At 30.9% G+C, this 22,856-nt stretch carries 25 protein-coding genes; 10 read left to right on the plus strand and 15 right to left on the minus strand.

What is annotated here, in order from left to right:
* The 3 genes from ACAM25_RS08960 to ACAM25_RS08970 are packed head-to-tail and all read left to right on the plus strand — an operon-like array spanning position 1 to position 4,492.
* Positions 1 to 2,889, plus strand: coding sequence for a hypothetical protein (locus tag ACAM25_RS08960; protein WP_369609387.1), 2,889 nt, complete (start codon positions 1 to 3; stop codon positions 2,887 to 2,889).
* Complete coding sequence (locus ACAM25_RS08965; protein WP_369609388.1) at positions 2,889 to 3,515, plus strand: hypothetical protein; 627 nt, start codon at positions 2,889 to 2,891, stop codon at positions 3,513 to 3,515. Before ACAM25_RS08960 ends, ACAM25_RS08965 begins: the two co-directional genes overlap by 1 nt.
* Positions 3,512 to 4,492 (plus strand): DNA double-strand break repair nuclease NurA, encoded by a 981-nt coding sequence (locus tag ACAM25_RS08970; protein ID WP_369609389.1) that lies wholly within the window; start codon positions 3,512 to 3,514, stop codon positions 4,490 to 4,492. The genes ACAM25_RS08965 and ACAM25_RS08970 overlap by 4 nt, the downstream gene beginning before the upstream one ends.
* On the opposite strand, the gene ACAM25_RS08975 is transcribed toward ACAM25_RS08970, so the two are convergent.
* On the minus strand, positions 4,452 to 4,811 hold the full coding sequence (locus tag ACAM25_RS08975; RefSeq protein ID WP_369609390.1) for a DUF4364 family protein: 360 nt from the start codon (positions 4,809 to 4,811) through the stop codon (positions 4,452 to 4,454). The genes ACAM25_RS08970 and ACAM25_RS08975 overlap by 41 nt on opposite strands.
* Positions 4,812 to 4,902: 91 nt before the next feature.
* Between ACAM25_RS08975 and ACAM25_RS08980 the strand changes: the two genes are divergently transcribed.
* The gene (locus tag ACAM25_RS08980) at positions 4,903 to 5,235 is read left to right on the plus strand and encodes a hypothetical protein (RefSeq protein WP_369609391.1); all 333 of its coding nucleotides are present in this window, start codon (positions 4,903 to 4,905) and stop codon (positions 5,233 to 5,235) included.
* Here ACAM25_RS08980 and ACAM25_RS08985 read toward each other — a convergent pair.
* Positions 5,206 to 5,727 (minus strand): hypothetical protein, encoded by a 522-nt coding sequence (locus ACAM25_RS08985; RefSeq protein WP_369609392.1) that lies wholly within the window; start codon positions 5,725 to 5,727, stop codon positions 5,206 to 5,208. The two genes, ACAM25_RS08980 and ACAM25_RS08985, sit on opposite strands and share 30 nt — an antisense overlap.
* 24 nt (positions 5,728 to 5,751) lie before the next feature.
* Positions 5,752 to 6,525 (minus strand): AAA family ATPase, encoded by a 774-nt coding sequence (locus ACAM25_RS08990; protein WP_369609393.1) that lies wholly within the window; start codon positions 6,523 to 6,525, stop codon positions 5,752 to 5,754.
* Positions 6,526 to 6,685: 160 nt separating this feature from the next.
* Here ACAM25_RS08990 and ACAM25_RS08995 point away from each other — a divergent pair, with 160 nt between their 5' ends.
* A complete protein-coding gene (locus ACAM25_RS08995) occupies positions 6,686 to 7,450 on the plus strand; it encodes a CBS domain-containing protein (RefSeq protein WP_369609394.1) in 765 nt (254 codons plus the stop codon).
* Here the strand turns inward: ACAM25_RS08995 and ACAM25_RS09000 are convergent.
* Complete coding sequence (locus tag ACAM25_RS09000; RefSeq protein WP_369609395.1) at positions 7,427 to 8,182, minus strand: dioxygenase; 756 nt, start codon at positions 8,180 to 8,182, stop codon at positions 7,427 to 7,429. The genes ACAM25_RS08995 and ACAM25_RS09000 overlap by 24 nt on opposite strands.
* Before the next feature lie 177 nt (positions 8,183 to 8,359).
* Between ACAM25_RS09000 and ACAM25_RS09005 the strand changes: the two genes are divergently transcribed.
* A complete protein-coding gene (locus ACAM25_RS09005; protein WP_369609396.1) occupies positions 8,360 to 8,731 on the plus strand; it encodes a helix-turn-helix transcriptional regulator in 372 nt (123 codons plus the stop codon).
* Position 8,732: 1 nt separating this feature from the next.
* Here the strand turns inward: ACAM25_RS09005 and ACAM25_RS09010 are convergent, their stop codons facing one another.
* From ACAM25_RS09010 to ACAM25_RS09035, 6 genes are read right to left on the minus strand one after another with little or no spacing between them, the layout of a single operon-like run.
* Positions 8,733 to 9,131: an SRPBCC family protein gene (locus ACAM25_RS09010; protein WP_369609397.1), complete on the minus strand. Its 399-nt coding sequence runs from the start codon at positions 9,129 to 9,131 to the stop codon at positions 8,733 to 8,735.
* Positions 9,124 to 9,633, minus strand: a complete 510-nt coding sequence (locus tag ACAM25_RS09015; protein WP_369609398.1) for a class I SAM-dependent methyltransferase — start codon at positions 9,631 to 9,633, stop codon at positions 9,124 to 9,126. Before ACAM25_RS09015 ends, ACAM25_RS09010 begins: the two co-directional genes overlap by 8 nt.
* A 43-nt stretch (positions 9,634 to 9,676) precedes the next feature.
* Complete coding sequence (locus ACAM25_RS09020; protein ID WP_369609399.1) at positions 9,677 to 10,342, minus strand: DUF72 domain-containing protein; 666 nt, start codon at positions 10,340 to 10,342, stop codon at positions 9,677 to 9,679.
* Entirely contained in the window at positions 10,339 to 10,812 is a 474-nt protein-coding gene (locus tag ACAM25_RS09025; RefSeq protein WP_369609400.1) for a PaREP1 family protein, read from the minus strand. Before ACAM25_RS09025 ends, ACAM25_RS09020 begins: the two co-directional genes overlap by 4 nt.
* Entirely contained in the window at positions 10,778 to 12,895 is a 2,118-nt protein-coding gene (locus ACAM25_RS09030; RefSeq protein ID WP_369609401.1) for a serine/threonine-protein kinase, read from the minus strand. Before ACAM25_RS09030 ends, ACAM25_RS09025 begins: the two co-directional genes overlap by 35 nt.
* Positions 12,896 to 12,929: 34 nt before the next feature.
* Positions 12,930 to 14,681, minus strand: a complete 1,752-nt coding sequence (locus ACAM25_RS09035; RefSeq protein ID WP_369609402.1) for a prolyl oligopeptidase family serine peptidase — start codon at positions 14,679 to 14,681, stop codon at positions 12,930 to 12,932.
* Between the two features lie 30 nt (positions 14,682 to 14,711).
* Between ACAM25_RS09035 and ACAM25_RS09040 the strand changes: the two genes are divergently transcribed.
* Positions 14,712 to 15,824: an MFS transporter gene (locus ACAM25_RS09040; RefSeq protein WP_369609403.1), complete on the plus strand. Its 1,113-nt coding sequence runs from the start codon at positions 14,712 to 14,714 to the stop codon at positions 15,822 to 15,824.
* Here the strand turns inward: ACAM25_RS09040 and ACAM25_RS09045 are convergent.
* Positions 15,813 to 16,928: a hypothetical protein gene (locus tag ACAM25_RS09045; RefSeq protein WP_369609404.1), complete on the minus strand. Its 1,116-nt coding sequence runs from the start codon at positions 16,926 to 16,928 to the stop codon at positions 15,813 to 15,815. The genes ACAM25_RS09040 and ACAM25_RS09045 overlap by 12 nt on opposite strands.
* A 17-nt stretch (positions 16,929 to 16,945) precedes the next feature.
* Positions 16,946 to 18,925, minus strand: coding sequence for an acetate--CoA ligase (gene acs / locus ACAM25_RS09050; protein ID WP_369609405.1), 1,980 nt, complete (start codon positions 18,923 to 18,925; stop codon positions 16,946 to 16,948).
* Between the two features lie 117 nt (positions 18,926 to 19,042).
* Between acs and ACAM25_RS09055 the strand changes: the two genes are divergently transcribed.
* Both ACAM25_RS09055 and ACAM25_RS09060 read left to right on the plus strand, forming a co-directional pair.
* Complete coding sequence (locus ACAM25_RS09055) at positions 19,043 to 20,047, plus strand: hypothetical protein (protein ID WP_369609406.1); 1,005 nt, start codon at positions 19,043 to 19,045, stop codon at positions 20,045 to 20,047.
* 25 nt (positions 20,048 to 20,072) lie between these two features.
* Positions 20,073 to 20,636: an ATP cone domain-containing protein gene (locus ACAM25_RS09060; RefSeq protein WP_369609407.1), complete on the plus strand. Its 564-nt coding sequence runs from the start codon at positions 20,073 to 20,075 to the stop codon at positions 20,634 to 20,636.
* Here the strand turns inward: ACAM25_RS09060 and ACAM25_RS09065 are convergent.
* Positions 20,616 to 21,905, minus strand: coding sequence for an ATP-binding protein (locus tag ACAM25_RS09065; RefSeq protein ID WP_369609408.1), 1,290 nt, complete (start codon positions 21,903 to 21,905; stop codon positions 20,616 to 20,618). The two genes, ACAM25_RS09060 and ACAM25_RS09065, sit on opposite strands and share 21 nt — an antisense overlap.
* 193 nt (positions 21,906 to 22,098) lie before the next feature.
* Between ACAM25_RS09065 and ACAM25_RS09070 the strand changes: the two genes are divergently transcribed.
* Complete coding sequence (locus tag ACAM25_RS09070; protein ID WP_369609409.1) at positions 22,099 to 22,380, plus strand: transcriptional regulator; 282 nt, start codon at positions 22,099 to 22,101, stop codon at positions 22,378 to 22,380.
* Here the strand turns inward: ACAM25_RS09070 and ACAM25_RS09075 are convergent.
* Together ACAM25_RS09075 and ACAM25_RS09080 are read right to left on the minus strand one after the other, a co-directional pair.
* Complete coding sequence (locus ACAM25_RS09075; protein ID WP_369609410.1) at positions 22,377 to 22,622, minus strand: STK_08120 family protein; 246 nt, start codon at positions 22,620 to 22,622, stop codon at positions 22,377 to 22,379. The two genes, ACAM25_RS09070 and ACAM25_RS09075, sit on opposite strands and share 4 nt — an antisense overlap.
* On the minus strand, positions 22,588 to 22,797 hold the full coding sequence (locus tag ACAM25_RS09080) for an STK_08120 family protein (protein ID WP_369609411.1): 210 nt from the start codon (positions 22,795 to 22,797) through the stop codon (positions 22,588 to 22,590). Before ACAM25_RS09080 ends, ACAM25_RS09075 begins: the two co-directional genes overlap by 35 nt.
* Positions 22,798 to 22,856 lie beyond the last annotated feature (59 nt).

Here is a 22,856-nt window from a genome sequence, read left to right on the forward strand (position 1 = left end):
ATGTGTGAGTTTAGGCTTAGTGAAACCTCTGCCTCGTCAGAAAGCATTTATAAACTATACGAGTGTGTAATGAGCAAAACTGAAGTAGTTAACAAACTTAAGTTCTTTAAACAGATAGGAGAAGAGATTCAAAGAATAAAAAGCGCTAGAGAATCACCAGAAATTATTGCTTTAGTTGCTGATTGGGGACAAGGTAAAACTACTTTGCTTAGTGTGATAGAGGAAGTAGAGAAGGTAACTAGATTAAACTTCGTTGATTTGCTTAAAGGAGAGATCAATTTTAACAATGAAAGTAAAGTAATCTTAATAGATGAAGTAGAGACAAGTATTGAATATTTACCAGAGTTTAGAGATAAAATAAGAGATTTCTGGGTAAAGATAAAAGAGATTGCTAATTCAAAGGGGAATAAAGTAATTTACTTATCCATGACTCCTAGTGCTTACTCTAGGATATTTGGAGAAATATTAAAGGATCTATTCCCAGAAACTTATGAGGCAATATCACAAAGAGTAAAGAGAATATTCCTTATGCCTCCCTCAAAATTGGAATTCTTAACTGTAATGGATTGTTTACTTGAGTTTAATAAAATTGACAAAAAACTCCTTGAATATATGGATTTACCTTATTGGACAATTGGACAAGAAAGAAGAAGACTAACGAGGTTCTTTAATGACGTAGTTTGCAAAAGTAGTGAAAGTGAGAATAAAGTAGATTCAATGTTTAAGTTAATTGAAGATAATCAGAATCTTAACGAAGAAGGAGAGACAATAAGGATAAATGAGGTTATGAAGTTTGAAAAAGAGTTAGATCAGGGTGAGATAAAGAGATTTCACGAAATTTTGCTTAAAAGAATATTCACTGAAAAACCCATAGAGGCGTTAAAAGACCATGTAGTAGAAGGTTACTTAGTTGACTATTATTCATGGTTAGAAGTAGCTAAGGAGTTAGACATGGTTGAAGACTTTTTATTAACTTACTTAGATGAAAAGGATTCTTTTGATAGAAATCTTTACGTATTTCTCTCTGACAATATAGACAAGGTAATATATGAAAATATAAACAAAGGGAATTTAGATGAGCTCATCAGTAAGCTAAAAGTTAGAAGTAAAAAGAAGGCTTATGCTTTAACCTGGAGTCTATTTGAGACATTAGTTAATACTAATGTTGGAGGTTCTGTAGTAGAATTTGAGACTAGAGAACTTAAGGAAAAAGCCATTAAGTTTGTTAACGAAAAATTACTTGATGAAGAGAAAGAAATTGAAGCCTTTATATCTTTCCTAAAGTACGGGATGAACCTCGAATTTAAGGAGAAAAAGATAGATAGTTTGCACGTTATCCTCTCGTTCCCTAAGTTTAATGTTATACTCACTAATAAGCCAGATAAAATACCAGAGAATGAAATTATTCACGGGATAATAATTCTTTCAGAAGATACATCCCTTGACGCATATTACGATTCTCTTTCAGTAAAAGTTCTGCATTTACCTTTATCAACTCCGTTAAAGAGGCAAATGCTTTACATTAACTTTTATGAATTGTATTCAAGAGGAATAAGATTAAGGAAAGAGGCACTTAAAATTAAGCTAGGAGATGTAATTGATACAGTTTCGATATTTCTTAACTCCATTAATGAAGAGCTAACATTACCTTCCCTACCTTTAACTAAAGGAAATAAGCGGCCTATTCAATCCCTTAATTGGATAGTTTTTGCACCAGAAATTTATCCAGCAAAAGCTGATGAGGTGTTTGTAAAAGTTAATGAAATAGTTAATGAAAGATTTAGAATCTTTGGTTCAAAACAATTCCACTTAGACGATATAGAGACCTCTGACACTTTCATAAACGATATAGTTCAATACTTTGCCGAGAACGAGATAATTAACGTAATAAAAGATAACGTGATCGATTATTCTAATCTGCCCGGGAAAAGAGTAAAAGAGTTTACTAAAATTATTGTGGGCTTACTTAGGCAGATACTAAAAGATAAGCTTGAAGCGGAAGTAGTTAAATTTGTTCAAGATGAGGAAAAGAGTGAATTACTTAATGCTTTACAAAAAATCTTTGGTACTAAGAAGAACAGTAGTTTAGAGTTCTTATTATATTCGTCAATTGCGACTGGTGAAATTGCGAATTATGTAAAACTTAGAAATTTAATACCCTTGAAGGCCATCAAGGAGAAATTAAGTAAAATTAACGTGAACAACGCATATTTTATAACTGCTAAAAAGAGGGAAGCTGGAATAAGGAATGTTTATGACATGATTAATGTAATACAAAGTTACATTGAATTAGCGGAAAGAAGTGATGACAAAAACTTCTTAAGATTTGCAATTGTCGTTTTTTCTCTATATAAACAACTAAACAAATTCCTAGATGAAATATCATTAGCAGAAGAAGAGATAGCAAAAATACAAAACGAGATTAACAAGAAAATTGAAATAATAAGAAGAGCTAAAAGTCTTGTCAATGTAGAAAAGATTGACGAAGAAGAACTTATTTCTAAGATACCAGATTTTGTCAATAAAATAAAAGACAGTCTAATGAAAGTTATAAAAGAAGAAGACCCAGAAAATATAATGAATTTCATAGAGACTGTTAAAAAAATTAATGGAAATGACTCCAATAATTTACTCTTGATAATCTGGGAAAGTATAAAAATAATCATGGATGGAGCATCATTACCACTTACTCAAAAATTGAAAGAAGTATTTTCTCCGATTTTACCTTTAGCAGGAATTAATAACTATTTAATTAAACTAGAAGCTGAATTAAAAGAAATAGAAAAAATTAGTCCGGAAATAGTTAAATTACAAAGTCAATTAAATGAGAAAAAGAAGGAAGTTGAGAAACTTGTAAAGGAAATTAAGAAGGAAATTGGTGAAGATTAATGCAACTAATTGAATTGGTCGAATTAATTTCTTCTAAAAAGAGAGAGTTTAGTAAGGATAAAATAGAATATGAGTTAAGGAAAACTCTTAATGATCTTTCTAGTTTAAGAAAATCTTTAGAGAAAATTAGGGATATAAAGGGCAAAATGCTATTCTGCAATGACTTAATAAAAGATGAGAAAGAAAGAATACTTAACTCTAATGACCCAGAATACATCTCTAAATTGATTGATATTATGTATGAAAAAGTTATTGCTTGTTATAGGAAAATGGAGGAAGAAAAAAGAAAGAAAATAGAAGAAGAAACTAAAGAAATAAGAGAGATTAATACAAAACTTTTACTTTATAAGAAAATATTAAAGAATATATTTAATGAAAATATCGATATTTATATGTTAAATGATAAATCAGAAGACTTAGAAGAAGAAATAAAGAAGGGTAAAGAGGAGTTAACTCAACTATATAACGTCTTAAAGTCTAAAGCAGGTGAAAACTTAGAGCTACTTATTGAATTAGTTGATAATAATGAGATAGAAATAGATAGTAGAAACTATGATGAAGTAATAGAATTAATAAAATTTTTAGTAAGCAAAGGAATTTCTCTGTCTTTAAGGTTTTCAAAATGAGTGACATAATTGATAAAATAAAAAAATTAGCAATAGAGGAAAAGGAAAAAGCAAATAAGTTAAAGGCTGATGTCATTCTCTTGGCTGAAGATATAAGAAAAGGGAGACTGAATATTGAATTCAAAAAAATAGATGAAAAAGTAAATGAACATAACGCATGTGCCATTGATGGTGGAAAATACGAGGTTGATCTTGGTGATTCGTATCTAATCATTGCAAAGGCAGTTACTGTTATGGGAAAATACGGTGAAGTGAAAGAAATTCCTCCTACAATAGTTAGGGATTTTAAAATAATTAGTGACTATTATGGAGAAGATGAGGTTAAAAAACATTCAATATCCTTAATGCTAACTTTAGAAACTAATTTACTTTCTCGAGCAAATTGCGAAAAGATCTTCATTGACGGGCCTTTACTTGATCCACCAGTTTATGAACCTTCATTAGAAGAATATTTCATAGTTAGAAGCAATATTATACAGAAAAAGAAACCTATTGGAATAGTGAAAAGATTTAGTCATAGGATTTTAATTAAAGAATTAGAAAATGAGGGATATAATTTATTAAACATGAGGGAAAGTTATCTTGTCACTACCTTAATTATGGAGTTAAGGAAAAATATGAAAAATAAGGATACTGTAATGCTTGGCTGGATAGATTGGGATGAGGTATTTAAGAGAGGGGAAATTATTTCCGATTTAGAGGGACTAAGTAAGGCTTATCAGAAGTTTAATACTAAAATTTATTCTGCATACTTTCAGTTAAGTGCTATATCTCCAATAGTAAGAATTGACTCTCTTATTCCTGAAGAGTTAGAGTACATAAAGGCATGGGGAATAGAAGGGGAAAAGGAAGTAACTATCTTAAATAAACTTGCTGATAGTTTAGCAAAAATAAAAAATGAGGAAGTTAAGAGTTATGTCACCCTATTTCAATCAATTAAAGGGACTGATTTCTTTTCATATCTGTCGAGGTTTTAGCTTTCTTTTTCGTTTTTATTAGCTTAATCAAATCTGAAACATTTTTCTTTTCTTTTTCGTACTCTTTTAATACTTCTACATATTTTCTCAACCTTTCAAGTGCATCTTTACCTTTTTCTGTTAAACTATACTTAGGATTCTTTTCGGTTTTTTCTTTTGTAATATAGCCTTCTTCTTCTAAAAATTTTAAATATCTATTGAGTTCAATCAAATTAATTCCAGAAGCATACATAATCCTAGTTTTAGTAACATTTTCGTTACAAGCATTAAGAATAGAAAAAAGTATCTCAAGAGAGCTCCTTTTAACTCTTTTACTCATTGTAATATTTATATCGCATAATGTATTTAAATGTTACGTGGTAAAAATAGTTACAGTTAACTCTTAGTTTCTTAAAAAAGTAGAAAATAACATGATTTATGATTTAAAAAGGATAGATAACAAATTTGTAGAATTATTATTGGAAGAGTACTTTTCAGATAACAATAGCGTGGTTAACGATTTTTATATAGTTAAGCTAGTTGAAGATGAGGAAAAGAAAGTATATAGGTTTAAAGTCTGGTTGTTTAGGCCAACTGATACTAAAGTTGATGGATTTACTGGTTATCTATATTTTTATAGAAATAAGGTTGTAATGAAACTGCCAGGTTTGAAAGAAATAAGAATTAGCGAGGAATTAATTGAAAAGATTATATATTTATTCGAGCAAGTATATTTAAGACTTGGTAGACAGAAAGTTCTTTAACCATTGTAAAACTTTCTCATCGTTATTATCTTCTAAAAATTTCATATAACTAACAATAAAGTCCTTTAGATCAGAACACCTATTTAAATAGTCTTTCAAGGCTTTTATTGCAAATGTTTTATTAATCTTATATTCTCTTCTTTCTCTCTCAAACTCTATCATCGTTCTATCCTCATAAAAAACTATCCTGCCAATGAGGCTATCTTCGTTCAGAATATCGTACTCCACACCATAAATAGTCTCGCTAATGTAACTCCCATCATCAAAGACCTTTACCGGTTTTTCCTTAAAGTAACTACCCTTAATTACAGTAATTCCTAAGATTCTTAAATATCTCCTAGTTAACTCTAGGACCTCATTCTCACTACATTTATTGCCCTTATTATGAGAAATCAAATGCTTTATATCATCTTCAAATACTTTTCTTCCTCTAATTAGTCCACTGTTAAATAATATATCTAAGATTTCTAATACTTCTTTTTCACATTCCATAACGAATTCTTTGATAGGAAGCTTTTAAACTATTATCTCCTCTTTCATATCGTTATTCATTACCCTTTCAGCTAAAACCTTTATTTCTGGCACTACTGGTAAATCCTCAATACTACCATAAAATTGGAAAATTGAATCATAAAATCTAACTATCACACCTTTGTAAAACCCTATGGAAGACATTAGTTTTTTCAAACTATCCACATATTTCTCTTTTTCCTCTATTGCCATATTTATTATACCAGCAAGAGGACTCCAAAATATTGGAGCTTCTGAGCTTATTCTCCTTAAGTATATTATTGAATCGTCTATTGAAAATGACAAAGGATCGCTTACTAAAATCACATAGGCTTTATCATTTGGGAATACCTCGTTATATGCTATTGTTTCATATTTGATCGGATTATGGTCCCAACTTAAAAACACTGGATTATCTAAGATGATATAATCAAACACTTTACTTCTTAGGAATTCTTTATATATTTCTTTAAATTCTTTCTCTTTATTAAATTCATAAAGAACTTTATAAAACTTTATTCCCGTAGAAAATAGTTTTACTACTTCAACGCTTCCACTTCCGATCTTAATCTCCTTAGAAAAGTTCTTTGGTTCTTTGCCTAATCCTATTTGAATAAGCAAACCATCTTCATTTATCTTAGCTAGCTCTGAAGCCCAACTCATTAGATCTCTATCTATAAAAAGAACTTTTTTACCCTCCTCTGCTAATGCTTTTGCAAACATTAATGATAATGTGGATTTACCTATGCCACCTTTGAATCCATGAAATGCAATTCTCATTATATATAAAAAAGTATCAATCTAATTAATCTTTTTATTTTAATATCTTCATATATATCCTAGAAATTTTAATGTGTATTAATACAGTTATCAATGCCAGTAAAGATAATTTATCATTATAATGCAAAAAGCTTTTCTTTTCATAGTCAATATTATATCTATGAGAGCAAAAGTCTCGGATTATATGAATACAGTTGTTGTGACAGTAAGTTTAAACTCCTCAATGGAAGAACTACTTAGTATTCTATCTAGAGAAAGCAGTGGAAGAGTTGTAGTATTAAACCAAGAAAAACCAGTAGGAATAATAACTACAAGAAGCATTGTAGCAGCGTTTTCAGAATATGGATTAGATGTTTTTAATCTAAAAGCGAAAGATCTTATGTCAGAAGATTTAATTTCAGTCTCACCAGATACTCCGATCATTGATGCAATAAAGATAATGATTAATAACAATATTGGTGGGTTACCAATAATTGAAAATCAAATTATTAGAGGATTATTTACAGAAAGAGAAGTTATCGATGTAATTACAGATCTAAAATTTTCCGGAATAATAGATTCAATTATGACAACTAAAATAGAGACAATTCCGCAAAATGCAAGTATATTGGATGCTGCAAAACTTATGACAATGAAAGGAGTAAGAAGATTACCGATAGTAAACGAATATAGGATGATTGGAATAATTACTGCAGCAGATATCGTAAAATATCTTGATAAGCACAAACAAATAGGAAATGTCTTAGATGCTGGAACAAGAAACCCATGGACTGTTAATAGATATATGAGTATTATTGATGCTGCAAAAATGATGAAAGAGAAGAAGATAGGAACTTTACCAGTGGTTGATGACTCTAAATTAGTCGGTATTGTAACAGAGAGAGATTTAATGTATTCCTTATTAACTGTAGAACTCAACAGCTAACATACTTACTCCTCCATATGGAACTTCATAGCCTATAATATTAGCTTTTTTTGGTTTTATTGCACCTAAAACTGTAAATAATGGTCTTAGCATTCCTTCTGGTTGAGCAATTTCCCATTCTTTTGTTCCTTCTAAATTAAATATTGAAGAGAATTCTCCTTTTTCTAACTTTTCTATTAAGATCTGATCAAATTTCGTTTGTTTAGGTTTTGCGTTAAGATACATTAATTCTAGTCTATGAGTTGGAGATCCAGTTCCCATAATAAGAACGTTTTTATTTTTAGTAACTTCACTAATTACCTCTCCTAGCCTAAAGTGTATTTCTGCTGAAAGGTCAGTAATTGAAATTGCTACAGCCTTAACTCCATCTGGAAACATATACATTAAAGGAATCCATGCACCATGATCTAAACCCCACTTATTATCCTCTTTAACAGGTAATCCTCGCTTTTGGCCTTCTATAACAATACTTCTAGCTAACTCAACGTCATTTTCAGCTGAATAACAATACTTATATAACTCATCTGGAAAACCGTAGTAATCTTGAATACATTCTAGTTTAGGTTGAATTTCCACTAAAAAACTGCTAGACCAATTAAAGAAATGTGGACTTATAACTACAACTGTATCAAATTTTCCTAATTTTTGTCCCCATTTTTTTAGCATATCTTTCCAAGGATCATTCTCTACCAATATCATTGGAGAACCATGTGATACAAAGATTCCTTTCATTAAACTAATTTTGTTTTATATTATTATTATACATTAAGTTTCTGAACAGAAAGTTAGTTCTTAGTATTTAATTTATATTCAAAAATCTCATATATAAAACCGTAAATAAACTTTCTTTCTTATTTATTTAATTTTTAAAAAGGTGTTAAGAGCGTTTGTTAACATATAATTATAAAAATGGCGACAATTAAAGTACTACTGATGAAAGGAGAGAAGATGATTATTCTTAGGGGATTGATACCAGTATTTATTGCTTATGTTATATATAAAAGAAATGGAAAAGCTTATGGTGGTGATATAAAGAAGGATATAGAAAGATTACTGCAGAAACCAGTTCCTAGAAGTCTAATTTACGGTACTTTAAAAAGAATGGAAAAATATGGGATAATAGAAAAGTGTAAGGAAAAGAATAAGATGGCTTATAAGTTAAATGAAAGAGGTAAAATTTTTCTTATTAAACACGTGGAAATATTAAGATATTTATCTCCAATAATTAATCAGGTAATTTATGATATGGATAGAAAGCTGACTATTGATAAAAGCGAGTAGATTACGTTATCTCACTTATAATTCTTTCAATTGCATGAATGGTTCCAGATTTAAAATGTTCCTCAGTTCTTTTCTCCATAGGTTTAAGAAGAAGTGATAATTCTACACTCCACTTAGAACATAATTGTTTATTTTCAATTGTTATTTCATGAATTCCTCTAATTGGTCCAGAGAGATAATTAATTATTACTCTCTTACTGTTGTCGTCTACCATTATTCTAACTTTTCCACTAGAAGGAAAAGCGAACTTTATATCTCCTTCGTAGATATTTCTCCCTATTTCCTTTATGTTAAGTTCTCTTGTTCCTTTCCAATAATTTGGTATTTTATAGGGATCCTTGATTATCTCCCAGACTTTATCTTCATTGCCTATCTCTTTACATATGGTAAACTTAATCATTTTTAATAAACACTAAACCATATTGATATTCACTAGGTTTAAACTTATCTATAAGCTTAAAATCCTTAAAATATTCTATGTATTCTTCCTCGCTCATCCTTATCCATGATGGAGGTCCAATACGTGTATTTCTCTTATCCCAATCAATAATAATAACTCTTCCACCTTTTTTCAAAATTCTTTTTACTTCTTTCACCACAAGATCCTTATTTTTCATGTCATGAAAAGAATTAGCAAATAAAACCACATCAACACTTTCTGAAGGAATTGAAGTTTTTGATGCATCTTCGCATAAAAATATAGCTGATGGAGCTTTTTTCTTAGCTTCCTCTAATGCAGGACAGAAAGCATCAACACAATAAAGTTTTGCTGCAAATTCCTTAAGAAATTGGCAATAAAATCCAGTTCCACAACCTAACTCAGCTATAACTTCTCCTTTAGTAAGAATGTTCCTAAGAAATGTTTCAGGGTTCTCAAAATTCTTTCTAAAATCTTCATTCATTCCATGATCATGCATGTTATAATAATATTCTATGGGCTAAATATTACTTCATGCTAAAGGCTTCTTCTAAGATCTTTCTCATTAACCTAGCATTTTCAAGCATCCAATGATCATTATTAAAGAATACAAAAATTTCCTTAGGTTTTAAACTTATTACTTTCTCAGCTAACTCCTTTAACTCTTCTTCCGAATAATCATACATATACCAGTTATCCTTTCCGTGTAATCGTAAATAAACGGTGCCTGAAGTATTAACTATGTAAGTTCCTATAGGGGAATCTATTGAAACTACTGTTACTTTCAAATCTGGAAGCTTTTTATACCATGAAGGATCTCTAAACTCTATGGCCATTTTTTCTCCAACAAGCTTTTCAAATTCCTTAACCCTTTTTATATTCTCTTCATTTAACTTAAACGTTGGTGGCATTTGGAATAAGTAAAACCTTGGGTTTAACTCGTCAACTATTTTTCTAAATTTCTCCCAACTTTCAATATCTTTTAACCTTTTTACATGAGTAATATATCTGTTAACTTTTACACTCCATACAATATTGTATTTTTTCCAAGCCTTTATTTGCCTCTCATAGGGGAAACGGTAAAAGCTCATGTTAAGTTCTACAGCGTTTAAACCAGAATTTTTTACATACCATTCTAAGTTTTCTCCTTCATTCCAATCATATAACCACCCGGATGTACCTACAAATATCATTGCAGGATCTCTCTCAATTTTTTAACTAATTTCTTTAGTTGTTCTTCTCTATATTCAAATTCTTTCTCTCCTTGAGGTCTTGGATGGTATTCTCCATGAAGTCTTTCAGAGTTAGTAAACATCACAACGAGTTCTCCATCATTATACTTGAAAGCAAGATAATCGACAAGCGAAAAATAATCTTGATAAGTTTGGATCTCAAATCCTAATCTTAATGCTACAGCCTTCATTAAATAAGATAATCCTCTCCAATACATTTCACCAGCAACAACAATATCTCCTCTGTTTTTTAGTTCATCACCAAGCTTTAGGTATTCGTCAGAGATATCTGCCAAATATTTGGGTCTATCCTTTATATCAATACTATTTAGAATTAATTCAACTACAATATCAGATGGAGTAAGTCTCTTAATTACTCCTAAATTTTCTAAATATTCATAAAGCTTGTCCGGAATCACTACTTCTTTCATTATTATTTAATATTTCTTTGAGCCTATTATAAACTTCGTTAGCACTTGGTCTTTTATCTGGGTGAACCATTTGCTTAATTAAGTCTACTAATTTTGAATTCACTTCTGGTATTTCTAACTTTTCATAAAACTCTTTGTATATCTTTCTAGCCTCTTCTAGAATAGGCTTTGGATCTCTTTTTTGAGAAAATGCAAAAGAAGCTTCATTAAAGAGCTTGATTAATTCCGGTGGATTAAAATCATTCCTAGTTAGCATTTTATAAAGAGTTGCTCCTAGCGCATAGATGTCCATTGAGGGATCTGCGCCTTTTCCTTCTATTATAGCTTCAACTTGATCTATTGAGCAATATTCTGGAGTGTATTGTATGAATTTTTCTCCTGTCTTTCTTGCAGAACCTAAGTCACTTATCTTAACTTCTACCTTATTATTATAAAGATTATCTAAAACCTCCTTTCCTGTTCTACCAGGGGGAGAAGAGAAAAGAATGTTAGAGGGTTTAATATCTAAATGTACAAATCCAGAAGAATGAATTTCATCTAACGCTTTAGCTACTCTTAAAGCTATAAGTATAACTATTTTTTGCCATTCATCTGAGTAAAATATGTTATCATTATTTATTAATTCCTTTACGCTTTTTCCTTCCATATATTCCATTACCAAAATCGGTGGATCGGAAAGATAAGCTAATACATCTCCTTGAGTTATTCTCTTTATGGCCTCACTATCTATTCTAGCATCAATAAACTTTACAATATTGTTTGACCTCTGTGACAGTTCTCTAAGTTGAGAATATTCGTTTATAAAATCATAATAGCTTTCAGTAGCATTGTTTGGGGGCATAAGTATTGGTATTTTTACTGCATACTTTTTCTCATCCTTTTCTCCTACTAATACATAAGCAGATCCACCTTTACCTAAATAATCAACAATTTTGTAACCAAAAATTTCTCTGTTTAGCCAAACTTTAGGATCCCAATTATACTTTAGGTGTTCTCTTCTAGATATTTCGATTTCATCCATTATTTTTATTAGTTTAGGGTTTGGGGTAACTGATAATGCCAGCTTACCAATTCTTTCAGCTAATTCTATGTCTTTCTCTTTAGCAACGGACAAAAAAGAAATAATATCTCTTGAGGGAACTTGATTTAATTTCTCAAAACAATTTGCAATTTTATGCAAATCACAAAGAGAATAATTTATTTTGAATGGCAATGCTTCAGGGATTTTAACTATAGCTTTACAATTTTCTTTTTCAGCAAGCTTACAGTAAAAGGAGGTAATGTCTCTTTTATAAAGCGAAAAGAGGTCTACTAATAAACTCTGATTATCAAGATTACTTAAGATTAGTTCTTCTATGTCATCATTAGAGAGAGTTGAAGAGGCTACTATAGCTGAAGAAGAGGAATACATTAAACTAAAATCTGGCTTAATGAAGAGGAATGCTACAGCAACACCTAGAGATGCTATAATAACTAATGTACTTAAGGAAGTATATAATGAGTTTCTTTTCAAAAAGGATATTATTAAAACTATTATATCAGCTGGTAACATGAACTTAGAAAGTTTTGCCATCTCATTTAAGATCAAAAAGGGAGAAAAGCCTACTCTCATAATAGAAAAAGAGTATAAAAAGAACAACTGAGTTAAAAAGAACGGAAGAGCTAAAAGTAACAATAAATTAGGATAAATTTTTCTCTCAAATAAGATGAGAACTGATCCTAGAACAGTAAAAGAGTATAGATAGAGAGAAATATCAGGAGAAAATATATAAAGTAAAATAGAAAGTGGTAGAGGAATAAATCTAGCAATTTTAATCTTTAATGATAAGATAGATAGTACGGTTAGAATTAAAGCTTGTAAAAGTAAGAATAACGAAAGAATTCTTATAAAGAGTATTGATAAGTCCAGTGAACCTATAATTAATCCTAAGCCTAGAATTTGCGGAGAAGAAGAAATAGTGGTCATAACAGAAAAGACTAGTAAAGGGAGAAATTGAATTTGTATTCCCTTTTCTAGTATAAAATATGCTACTACAGCTAAATTAGCTAAACCTATTAATCTATTAAGTTTATAGTAGTCCACATATAAAATAATTTAGCCTTTAATTTAAAGCTTATTAGTTATTCAAATATTTGCTAAACCATTCTAACTTTCTTTTTAGCCTATCAATCATGTTTTTAGGGTTCCCTCTTCTTGCGTGTTCATGACCATCACCTAGATATCTGACTAGCTCTGTTGGCACTCCATTCATTTTAAGTGCCATAAAGAACTGTTCAGCTTGTTCAATAGGACATCTATAATCAATCTCCCCATGAATTAACATAGTCGGAGTTTTAACGTTTTTAACATAATAGATTGGTGACATTCTCATTAGCTTTTCAATTCCATCTTTACTCCATGGATCTTGTACATTAGCCTCAATTGCGTTAAACCAAAAACCTATATCACTAGTCCCGCACATACTAACTAAATTCGATATACTCCTTTCGCTTATTGCTGCTGAGAAAATATCTGTCTGAGTAACAATCCAATTTGTCATAAAACCTCCGTAAGAGCCACCAGTTACTCCAAATTTACCAGTCAAGTTAAACTTTTTCTTTACCTCACTTACGAAATTAATTAACTCTCTCATATCTTTTCCACCCCAGTCTCCTACACATGCTTTCGCAAATTCTTCACCATATCCTTGACTACCACTTGGATTTGCATAAATTACATTAAATCCGTTTTTAGCAAAAAATTGAAACTCAATGAAATAAGCATACCCATAAGCCATATGTGGACCTCCGTGAATGAAAAGTATAGTAGGTTTAGAAGGATCTGTAATGATAGCCCATCCTTCAATTTCTCCCTTTATATGCACTGGAGAAATTCCCTTAACGTTAGGATTAGGATCATAAATCTCTCCATCTTGAACCATTAATACTGGTTTTTCTGGAGTAGAATAGAAATAGACTAATTTCTCATGCTTATAATCAAAACCTCTTACAACTATTTCTCCTTCAGTTAGTTTATTTACCTTATCTGCTACAGAGTAAAGGTGAGCTTCACCACCAACTTGACCTAATGTAATTACCTGATCATTTTCATAAATAATTTTCTCTTTCACTCCATCGAAAAGGTCCGAAAGTACTGTACTTCCACATGTATTGCCACAAAGATAACTCTTTTCTTCCTCTGGGAAAATTATTTCTCTTATTGCCCATGGTGTTTTACCTTTCCTATGACCTAAGTAAGCAATTTTACCCTCCTTGTTCATTGATATAGCTGATATATTTCCCTCTCCTTTGGTTATCCTTTTTAGTTCTCCCGTATTAACATCAACTTCATAAATGTCAGCTAAACCGTAATCATCATTTTCTTTTGTCGCAGAAATTATAACTCTATTACCATTAGTTGCAATATCAGTAACGTCAAAGTTTCCATAAACTAACTTTCTAAGCTCTTTATCAAAAATGAAAAGTGATTGTCTAGTCCAAAAGAAACCTTTTCCATCAAACCTATATTTAAGTTTGTTAGCAATAAAAGGAGAGCTAGGTCTTACTTTCTCTTCACCAATTATTAGTATTCCTTGTTTATGGAAGACATACTTATGAATCTTCCCTAATGAAAGTATTTCTTCAGCTTCTCCGTAAGGTTTCTGTCTAATTAACTTAGCCTCTTTTTTAGTGCTTTTCACGTAATATAAATAACCTTCATGATATACTGGAGATGCTTCGTTTCCGCTGAAGGTTATTTGTTGTTTATTAAGAAATATTGCAGATTTATATTTCTCTTTTTCAATCCATGTTTCAACATGAAATAAACCGATTTCACTAATTTTTACATCTGAAATTAATCTTAGTGAATATGCTTCCTCTGGCGTCATGCTTAAATCTAGTTTTTCATTTTTATAAATATGACTCTTAAAAGAAGAGGAGAAGTATTAAAAATATCTTTTTCAGCCTTCTTTGCTGATTTAGGGTATCAAGCTGCCGTTGCCTCATTTCCCATAATTTTTGTATTCTATTTTCATGCTCCTATTTTTCTTTATGGCATAGCAGAAGCCCTAAATTATGGTGGAGGAAGTTTAATGTCAATTTTAGGAGGTTATTTAGCTGATAAATATGGAAGAAAAATCATTGCTGTTTTAGGTAACTCACTCATCATAATCCTATCTTTTACTGGTTTAGCCGTAAATTACATACAAGCTCTTTTCCTTTTCATGTTTGGCTGGTGGTTTAGAAATTTTAGAACTCCAGCACGGAGAGCTATGTTAGCTGAGGTAACTGATGACAATGAAAGAAAAGAAGCTTATGGAATCTTACATGCTTTAGATATTGGAGGAGCAACTTTAGCTGTTGCTTATTTAACCGTAGCCTTATATCTAGGTATAAAGGCCACAGTTATCTTAATTTTTACAGCAATTCCCTTGTTAATTTCTACCGTCTTTTTAGTTTTAGTTAAGGCTGGAGGTAAGGGATCTCCAAAACGACCTGGAAGATTGGCTTTAACTATAGTAATATCAACTATGTTCTTTGCTTTTACTCAATATAGTTTTGGTTTTCCAATAATAACAACGGAAGAGTTTACTCAAAAGTTTTATCTAGCAACGCTTACTTATGGTATATTTCTTGCTTCATCTTCCATTTTTGGATATATTTTTGCAAAAATTAAGCTTGAAGATATAAAAGGTTTAGCTTTCTTAGGATATCTTCTTGCCGGTTTAATCGCATTTGGTTATGCTTTTCTCTCTCCTTATGGAATTATTACTATTTATCCTCTTTCAGCAATTATGGGGATTGCTGTTGCATCTACAGAAACTTTCGAACCAACAATAATTTCTAAGCTTTCTAAAGGTGAGACTGGGACAGCAATGGGGGCTCTATCGTTTGGCAGAAGTATTGGGGTTTTAATCGGAAATACAGTAATGGGGTTTCTTTATCAATTTAGTTTCTCGTATGCATACATATTCGCTGGAATAATGGGTTTGATAGCCTTTATGATAGTGTTAAGTTTATTAAGGAAATAAATAGGCTTTAATAATGAGTGGAAATATAGAAAATATACTGCTAAGGTTAAGCTTTTTTAAATACTCACCTTTAGTCTCATAGTTCTTACGAAGAATGTAGTCAATTACCCTAGAGAAAGGTACTTTTATTATCTTTCTATCGTGATTCCATACGTCGAGCAATATTTTAGAAATATCTTCATCATCGTTTTTAGGCAAAGGAATAATTATAGTCTTATACGTCATTAAATCATAAACGTTAGATACGTCAGTATAAATCATGGGATAAATAAAGTTCTTATTTAGTTCTTTAATAATTTCGCTTTCTATTTTAAATATACAGCTACCTGGATTAGTGCTAAGAACTGGGGACCTAAAGTTTCTCTCACTTAGATTTAGCACTTCCTTTAATTTAGATAAATTGAAAGATGAAGCTGAGATTACACTAATCTGAGAGAATATAACTTTACCATAAGCTGAACTTAATTTTAGTAAGTCTATTACCTCCTTTTCATCTCCATAAGATAACAAGTCTTCAGAGATCAAGTTAACGTAATTATGATATTTAGATTGTAATTCTAATTCTTTTTTTACAATATCTAACGGAATTTTTCTCCCTTTACGCATAATTTCTACCTCAGCCATTGAAGAAGGCCCTTTAATAGGATAGAATTTTTTAGCTTCTTCACCATATATAACTTTAGGCATTTTTTCTCCTTCTTTAATTTTCTTTAGCAAGACTGGTAGAGTAGTCTCAGCTTCTCCAATTAAAATGTGGTCTATCCAATCCTCATTTACTAACTCCCATGCTCCTGGACCACCTACAATAATCTTACTTTTCATTTCTCTTAGCTTAAAAGAAAATTCCTTAAAAGATGTAACATAGTAAGGTTCTCTTTTAAATATCTTAGTTAAACCTTTTGCAGCCTCTGTTAATCCAAAAGGATCATTAACATAGACTCCAATTATTTCATCTTCTGTTAGCTTATCTGGAGGAACAATTCTAGCCCCAGTGATTGCCTCTACTTTTCTTAAACCATATGGTGGGTATTTTCTCCTTAAGTTCAAACGAAAAGGTAAAGGGGGAAGAGAGTAAAAAGTAGCGTAATCAGAGGTTAAAATCATTATTAAAAAACACTTTCTTACTGATTTAAGGATTTCTTAAATTCTTCAACTGCTTTCTTAATCTCGTCCATTGATGCTTCATCTTCCAGCGTTGTTACGTCTCCAGCACTTTGCCCCATCATTACAGCTTTAATTACTCTTCTCATCACTTTTCCAGATCTAGTCTTTGGCAGTTTATCCACGAAATGAACTTCAGGAGTGACTATTGCTCCCATATATTTTCTTATATGTTCTTGTATTTCTTTAGCTAACTGAGGTGATGGTTGATAGCCTACTTTAAGAACAATGAATAAGTGAACAGCTTCACCTTTAACTGGATCTGGAATTCCTACTGCCGCAGCTTCAGCTACTGCAGGATGTGAAGTAGCAATGGACTCAACTTCACCAGCGCCAATTCTATGTGCAGCAACTTTTATAGTCTCATCTGCTCTTCCCATCACCCAAATATATCCATCTTCGTCAATCATTGCATAGTCTCCTGGATAGTAAATTCCTGGGAATTTGCTGAAATATGTCTTCTTTAATCTTTCATTCCCAGGATCATTCCACATTCCAATCATCATCATTGGCGGGAATGGAGGTAACATTACTAAGTAACCTCTCTCTCTTGGTTTAGTCTCTTTTCCTTCATCATTTAATACTGTCACTTTATTACCTGGTAAGGCAAAGCCTACAGCTGGTCCAGATTTCATTGGTAAATATACTAAACCTGGAATGTAACCAATGTTGGGTCCACCAGTTTCAGTCTGCCACCATTGATGGGACATAAAGACTTTTCCTCCACCTACAACTTCTAATCCCCACTTCCATGGAGCATAGTTTAACGGTTCACCGTTTGTAACAATAATTCTTAATGAAGAGAGATCATGTTGCTTGACATAATCTTCACCATATTTCATTAATGTCCTTATTGCTGTTGCTGAAGTTCCAAACGTTGTAGCTCTGTATTTTTCAATCATCTCAGCCCATTTATCTGGGTAGGGATAATCTGGTGCACTCTCATAAATTACAATTGTTCTTCCCATAACTAATGGAGCGTATGTTATGTAAGAGTGACCTACAATCCATCCAATGTCTGAAGTATTAAATAAAACGTCATTTTCTTGGCTTAAACCATAGCTCCAAAGTAACATAGCAGAAGTTCCAACTAAATATCCACCAGTACTATGTACAATACCCTTTGGTTTCCCAGTTGTACCAGAAGTATAGAGTATAAATAGTGGGTCTGTAGCTTCAACTGGTTCTGGCTCTATATACTTATATTTTCCTACTTCATCAAAGTAAACATCTCTTCCCTCTTTATAAGGAATCTCTACCCCAGTCCTTTTATATATTAAAACTTTCTGTACTGGGCTTTTATCTCCTAAAATGTTTATTGCATCATCGACAGTTTTCTTTAGTTCAACAAGTTTTCCTCTCCTATAATAAGCGTCAGCCGTTATTACAACTTTTGCCCCTGCATCAGCTATTCTATCTGCTAAAGCTTGAGCACCAAACCCAGCAAATACTACTGAATGTATTGCACCTAACCTTGCCACAGCTAACTTTGAAATGACTCCTTCTGGAGTTAAAGGCATATAAATAGTAACTCTATCTCCTTTCTTTACACCAAGTTCTCTTAATGCGTTTGCCCACCTATTTACCTCATAAAATAAATCTTGATAAGTAACCGCTTTCTTTTCTCCTCTTTCACTTTCCCAAAATATAGCAGCCTTAAACTTTCTGGGCGAGTTCAAATGCCTGTCAACTGCATTATAAGAAGCGTTAAGTTTTCCACCAACAAACCATTTTGTTAATAATCCTTCTTCTTGGACAAAAGTTTGTTTCCATGGTTCATACCATGAAATTAGCTCTTCAGCTAATTCTCCCCAAAATTTATCTGGTTCTTCAATACTTCTTTTATAAAGATATTTATAATATCTCATGTTATAATCTGCTTTCTCCTCTAAGTTTTGCTCTCCTAATTGTTGTAATTGTTCTGAGAGTTTTTCAGTCATATCTATCAGTATAAGTAATTTAAACAAGCATAAAAATCTTTTACCCTAACCTTTTAATGTATTACAAATAGAAAAAAATAAAAATAATCTTAAAAGGATAGAAAGGTTTTTCATGTTATGAATAACGAGACAAAGCTAGCTGGAAGTTGGTTTATTTGGGGACTTTCTTATTATCTTTATTATCCATTTGTCTCTCTTTTTGTAATTAAGTTTATAAGCGATGTAACTCTCGTTTACTTAATTTCGACTCTGTTTGCTATTCCGATGCCTTTAATTGGAGCTAAGCTTACTAGGAAAATTGGGCTAATTAAAACTATTGAATTAGGAAGTATACTATCTGGCTTAGGTTTAATCTTGTTCTCTTTTTCAGAAAATTTAGTTTGGCTTATTATAACTTATACTTTGTCTTCAGCCTTTTTCATTACATTACCCAGCTACTACTCTTATATGAACAATCTAGGAAAGGGAGTAATAGCCAAGCTTTGGGCGATATCAATAATTCCGTCTCTTTTTATACCTTCAGTAGGCGGTTTGATTGCTTCATTTTTTGGATTAAGAACTATTTTTCTTTTAGGTGGAATACTTATGATTTTAACTTTTTTGCCAATTGCTAAACTAGAGGAAATTGAAATTGATAATGAAAAAATTAAAATTGATATAAGAATCTTATTCCCTATACTAGTAATCTTACCTATAGCATTAACGTTCCCTTACATATATTTAATTCTTAGAGAAAAATATTTCCTATCTTATGGTGAAATTGGATTCTTAGCTACAATAGCCGAAATTATTGGAGCAGTTTTTACGTTTATATATTCTAGGTTTACTAAGAGATTTCTTCTTTCTCTTTATTTAGTCTTATTCTCTTTAGTTTATTTAACATACTATAGTTTTGTCTTCTCAATATTCTTTGGTCTATGGGAGTCTTTAATTCCTACAGCTTTAGAGGAGAGTAAAGGAAAAACTCCAGAAGCATTTGGAATAATTAATAGTTTACAACAAGCTATGTGGGAAGTTGGTTATTTAGTAAGTTATTTCACATTTTCTCCTAGATTCTCAATCCTTATATCTTCTTTATTAGCTATCATTTTAAGTATAATTTTCCTTTTATTTAAAAAATAAAAACTCTTAGTTTAATATATTGCTTATGACAAAAGTTATTAAAAGAACTCAAGAAGAGGAAGAATATTTACCAGATAAAATATATAATTCATTAATAAGAGCAGGGGCATCTGATGAAGTTGCTAAAGAAATTGTTAATGAAATAAATGAAAAGATTAAAAATAGAGATAAAATTTCAACTGATGAGATAAGAAGATACGTATTAACTAGGCTCTCACAATTAGAACCAGAGGCTGCAGATGCTTGGCAATTTTTTGATAGAGTTTTCAAAGGTAGAATAACTTTCTTAGATGGCAAGGCCATTGTAGTTGATAAGGGCAAGCTTTACTTAGGAAGGTCTGTTAAGGATTTTGGTCCTCATCTAGTTAATTCTGAACAAGTTAAAGAGATCTTAGACGAGTTAAAGGAAGATATGGAATATGGTTTAAGTCCTAAAGTAATAAATGCAAGATTGTATGCTCTTTTCATGGGTGTATTACATGATAAGAGAATGAATGTAGAAGAGAAAGAGAAGTCAATTGAGTTAATTAATGAATTTAGAAAATCTTTGGGATGGAAACCATATGAGTTAAAAGAACCTCTTGAATGATTCTAAAAGCCATTTCCATGTTTTTAACACAGGGATTTTTTTACCATTAATTTCAATCTCTTTCTCTTCATCAAAAGTTAAAATATAAACCTTAATATCCTTTTTTCTTTCTAATATTTCCTTAATTCCTTTTATCTCTCTTTCCATATCTTGCAAGGAATATGTGACTTGATAAGCTTCTTTAACTTCATTATCTTTAATAACAAAATCCACTTCTCCTCTTTTACCGCGATAATAGAAAATTTTGTTAATACCATATCTGCGTAACAACTCTATGAACACCACGTTTTCTAACAAAGAACCTAAACTCTCATTTAACCTAAATCCTATTACGTTAGCTAAACCCTGGTCAATCGAATACACTTTCTTCTCAGCCTTTACCATTTCTGAAAGTTTAGAATTTAATGGATTAACAAAGTAAATGAGAAAGGAAGAAGTTAAACACTCAGTATATTTTAATACATTCTTTATTGGTATATTTAGTGACCTAGATATTTTTCTGAATGATATTCTATTCCCTATTTGAGATAGATAAAAGAGAGAAAGTGTTCTAACCTCATGTACGTTTTTAATTTTACATCTTTCTATGACGTCTTTAGATATAATGTCTTCATAGAGGTTAACTAAGACTTTTTCTTTTAACTCAGAGAGAGCAACTAAAGGAAATCCACCTAATTTCACAAACTCCAAAAATAAAGACTTGATTATCGGCTCTTTAGCTAAAATATCAAGATCATTTTTTATTTCTAGTTTCTTAAATTCTAAAAACTCCTTAAATGAAAGAGGGTATACAATGAAAGATAGATGTCTACCAGAAAGAGATTCACTAATATTCATCTTCACAGAACCTGAAACAATTACATAAGCTTCTTTTCTGTCAATTAAGGACCTTACAAACCCTTCCCAATTCTCAACCTTTTGAACCTCATCTAGAAATATATAAGTTCTTCCTTCTTTTCTTTTAATTTCTTTATAAATTTCATAAAGCTGAAATAAGTCATTTCCATTTCTAATATTAAATCTAGGATCTTCAAAATTGATTATTAAAGTGTTGAAAGGATCAACCCCGTTATTAATCAGCTTTTTTACTACTTGATTAATTATGGTAGATTTACCACATCTCTTAACCCCAGTAACATCTATTGCTAAACCAATATCCATCATTTGAAGCAAGGAATTTACATACTCATCTCTAATTATTCCAGTATATTGTTCCTTATACCAAAAATTCCAGTCTATTAATGCTTTAAGTACTGTTTCTCTGTCCATTAAGTGTTTAGTACAATAAGCAAAAATAAAAGTGATTCTTATCAAGAATCAAAAATACGTATTTTTGATTCTTATTGGGAATCAAAAATAACATACTTTAAGCTTATCATTTTCATTCTACAAAATAGAATGTTGTCCTTAGTAAGAACTATTTCATACAGTTGTTTTTATACCACTGTGACTAACTATACTTGTGAATGTTATTCAATTAGCAATACTAACAATCCTTTCGGAGGAAGAGAGAAGCGTTAATGAGCTAAGAGAATACTTAGGCTTAGATAAAAAGAAATTAGTGAAGAATATAAGGACCTTAGAAAAGAAAGGATATATAACTAGAAAAACTTATCTAGGAGAAGGAGATGTTATCTTTGGAATAACAGATGAAGGAATGGAAGAATTATACAAGTATTATATGTTTCTAAGAGATCTTATAAAAGAAATGGAGATCTCAGTATGTACTAAATTTGATTGCTAAACTTTTTTCTTTATTCTTTCAAGTCTTATAATTTCATCAAAATTCGCTATGAAATCCCTCACTCTCCTTTTTATACTAATACTGTATAAAATGTCTAATGGTAGCGTCAAGTTTAAGTAGATTCTAATACTCTTATTTTCATTAATAAATCTTATTATACCGTCTCTATGCTTTGCAAAATCTGGAATAATAAAAACGTAATTTATCTTATTTCCAGAAACATATATGTACCTCAAGTACAAGATTATACGGAATAAAGAACCCTTTCAATGGGATATATGCTGTGAATTTTCTTTTCTCTTTATCAAACTTAACTTCACCTTTAAAAATATTAGCGAAAACAAAGTCAGGATCAGAAAAGAGTGATTTAAATACTTCATCTTCCATCTCATGATTAATTATAAACTCTTCCTCCATATGCTAAAGAAGAAAAAAGTAAAAATAATTTTTTACTACATAAACTATATATCTCAAAA

It is taken from the genome of Sulfurisphaera javensis, assembly GCF_041154675.1.
GTDB lineage: Archaea > Thermoproteota > Thermoprotei_A > Sulfolobales > Sulfolobaceae > Sulfurisphaera > Sulfurisphaera javensis.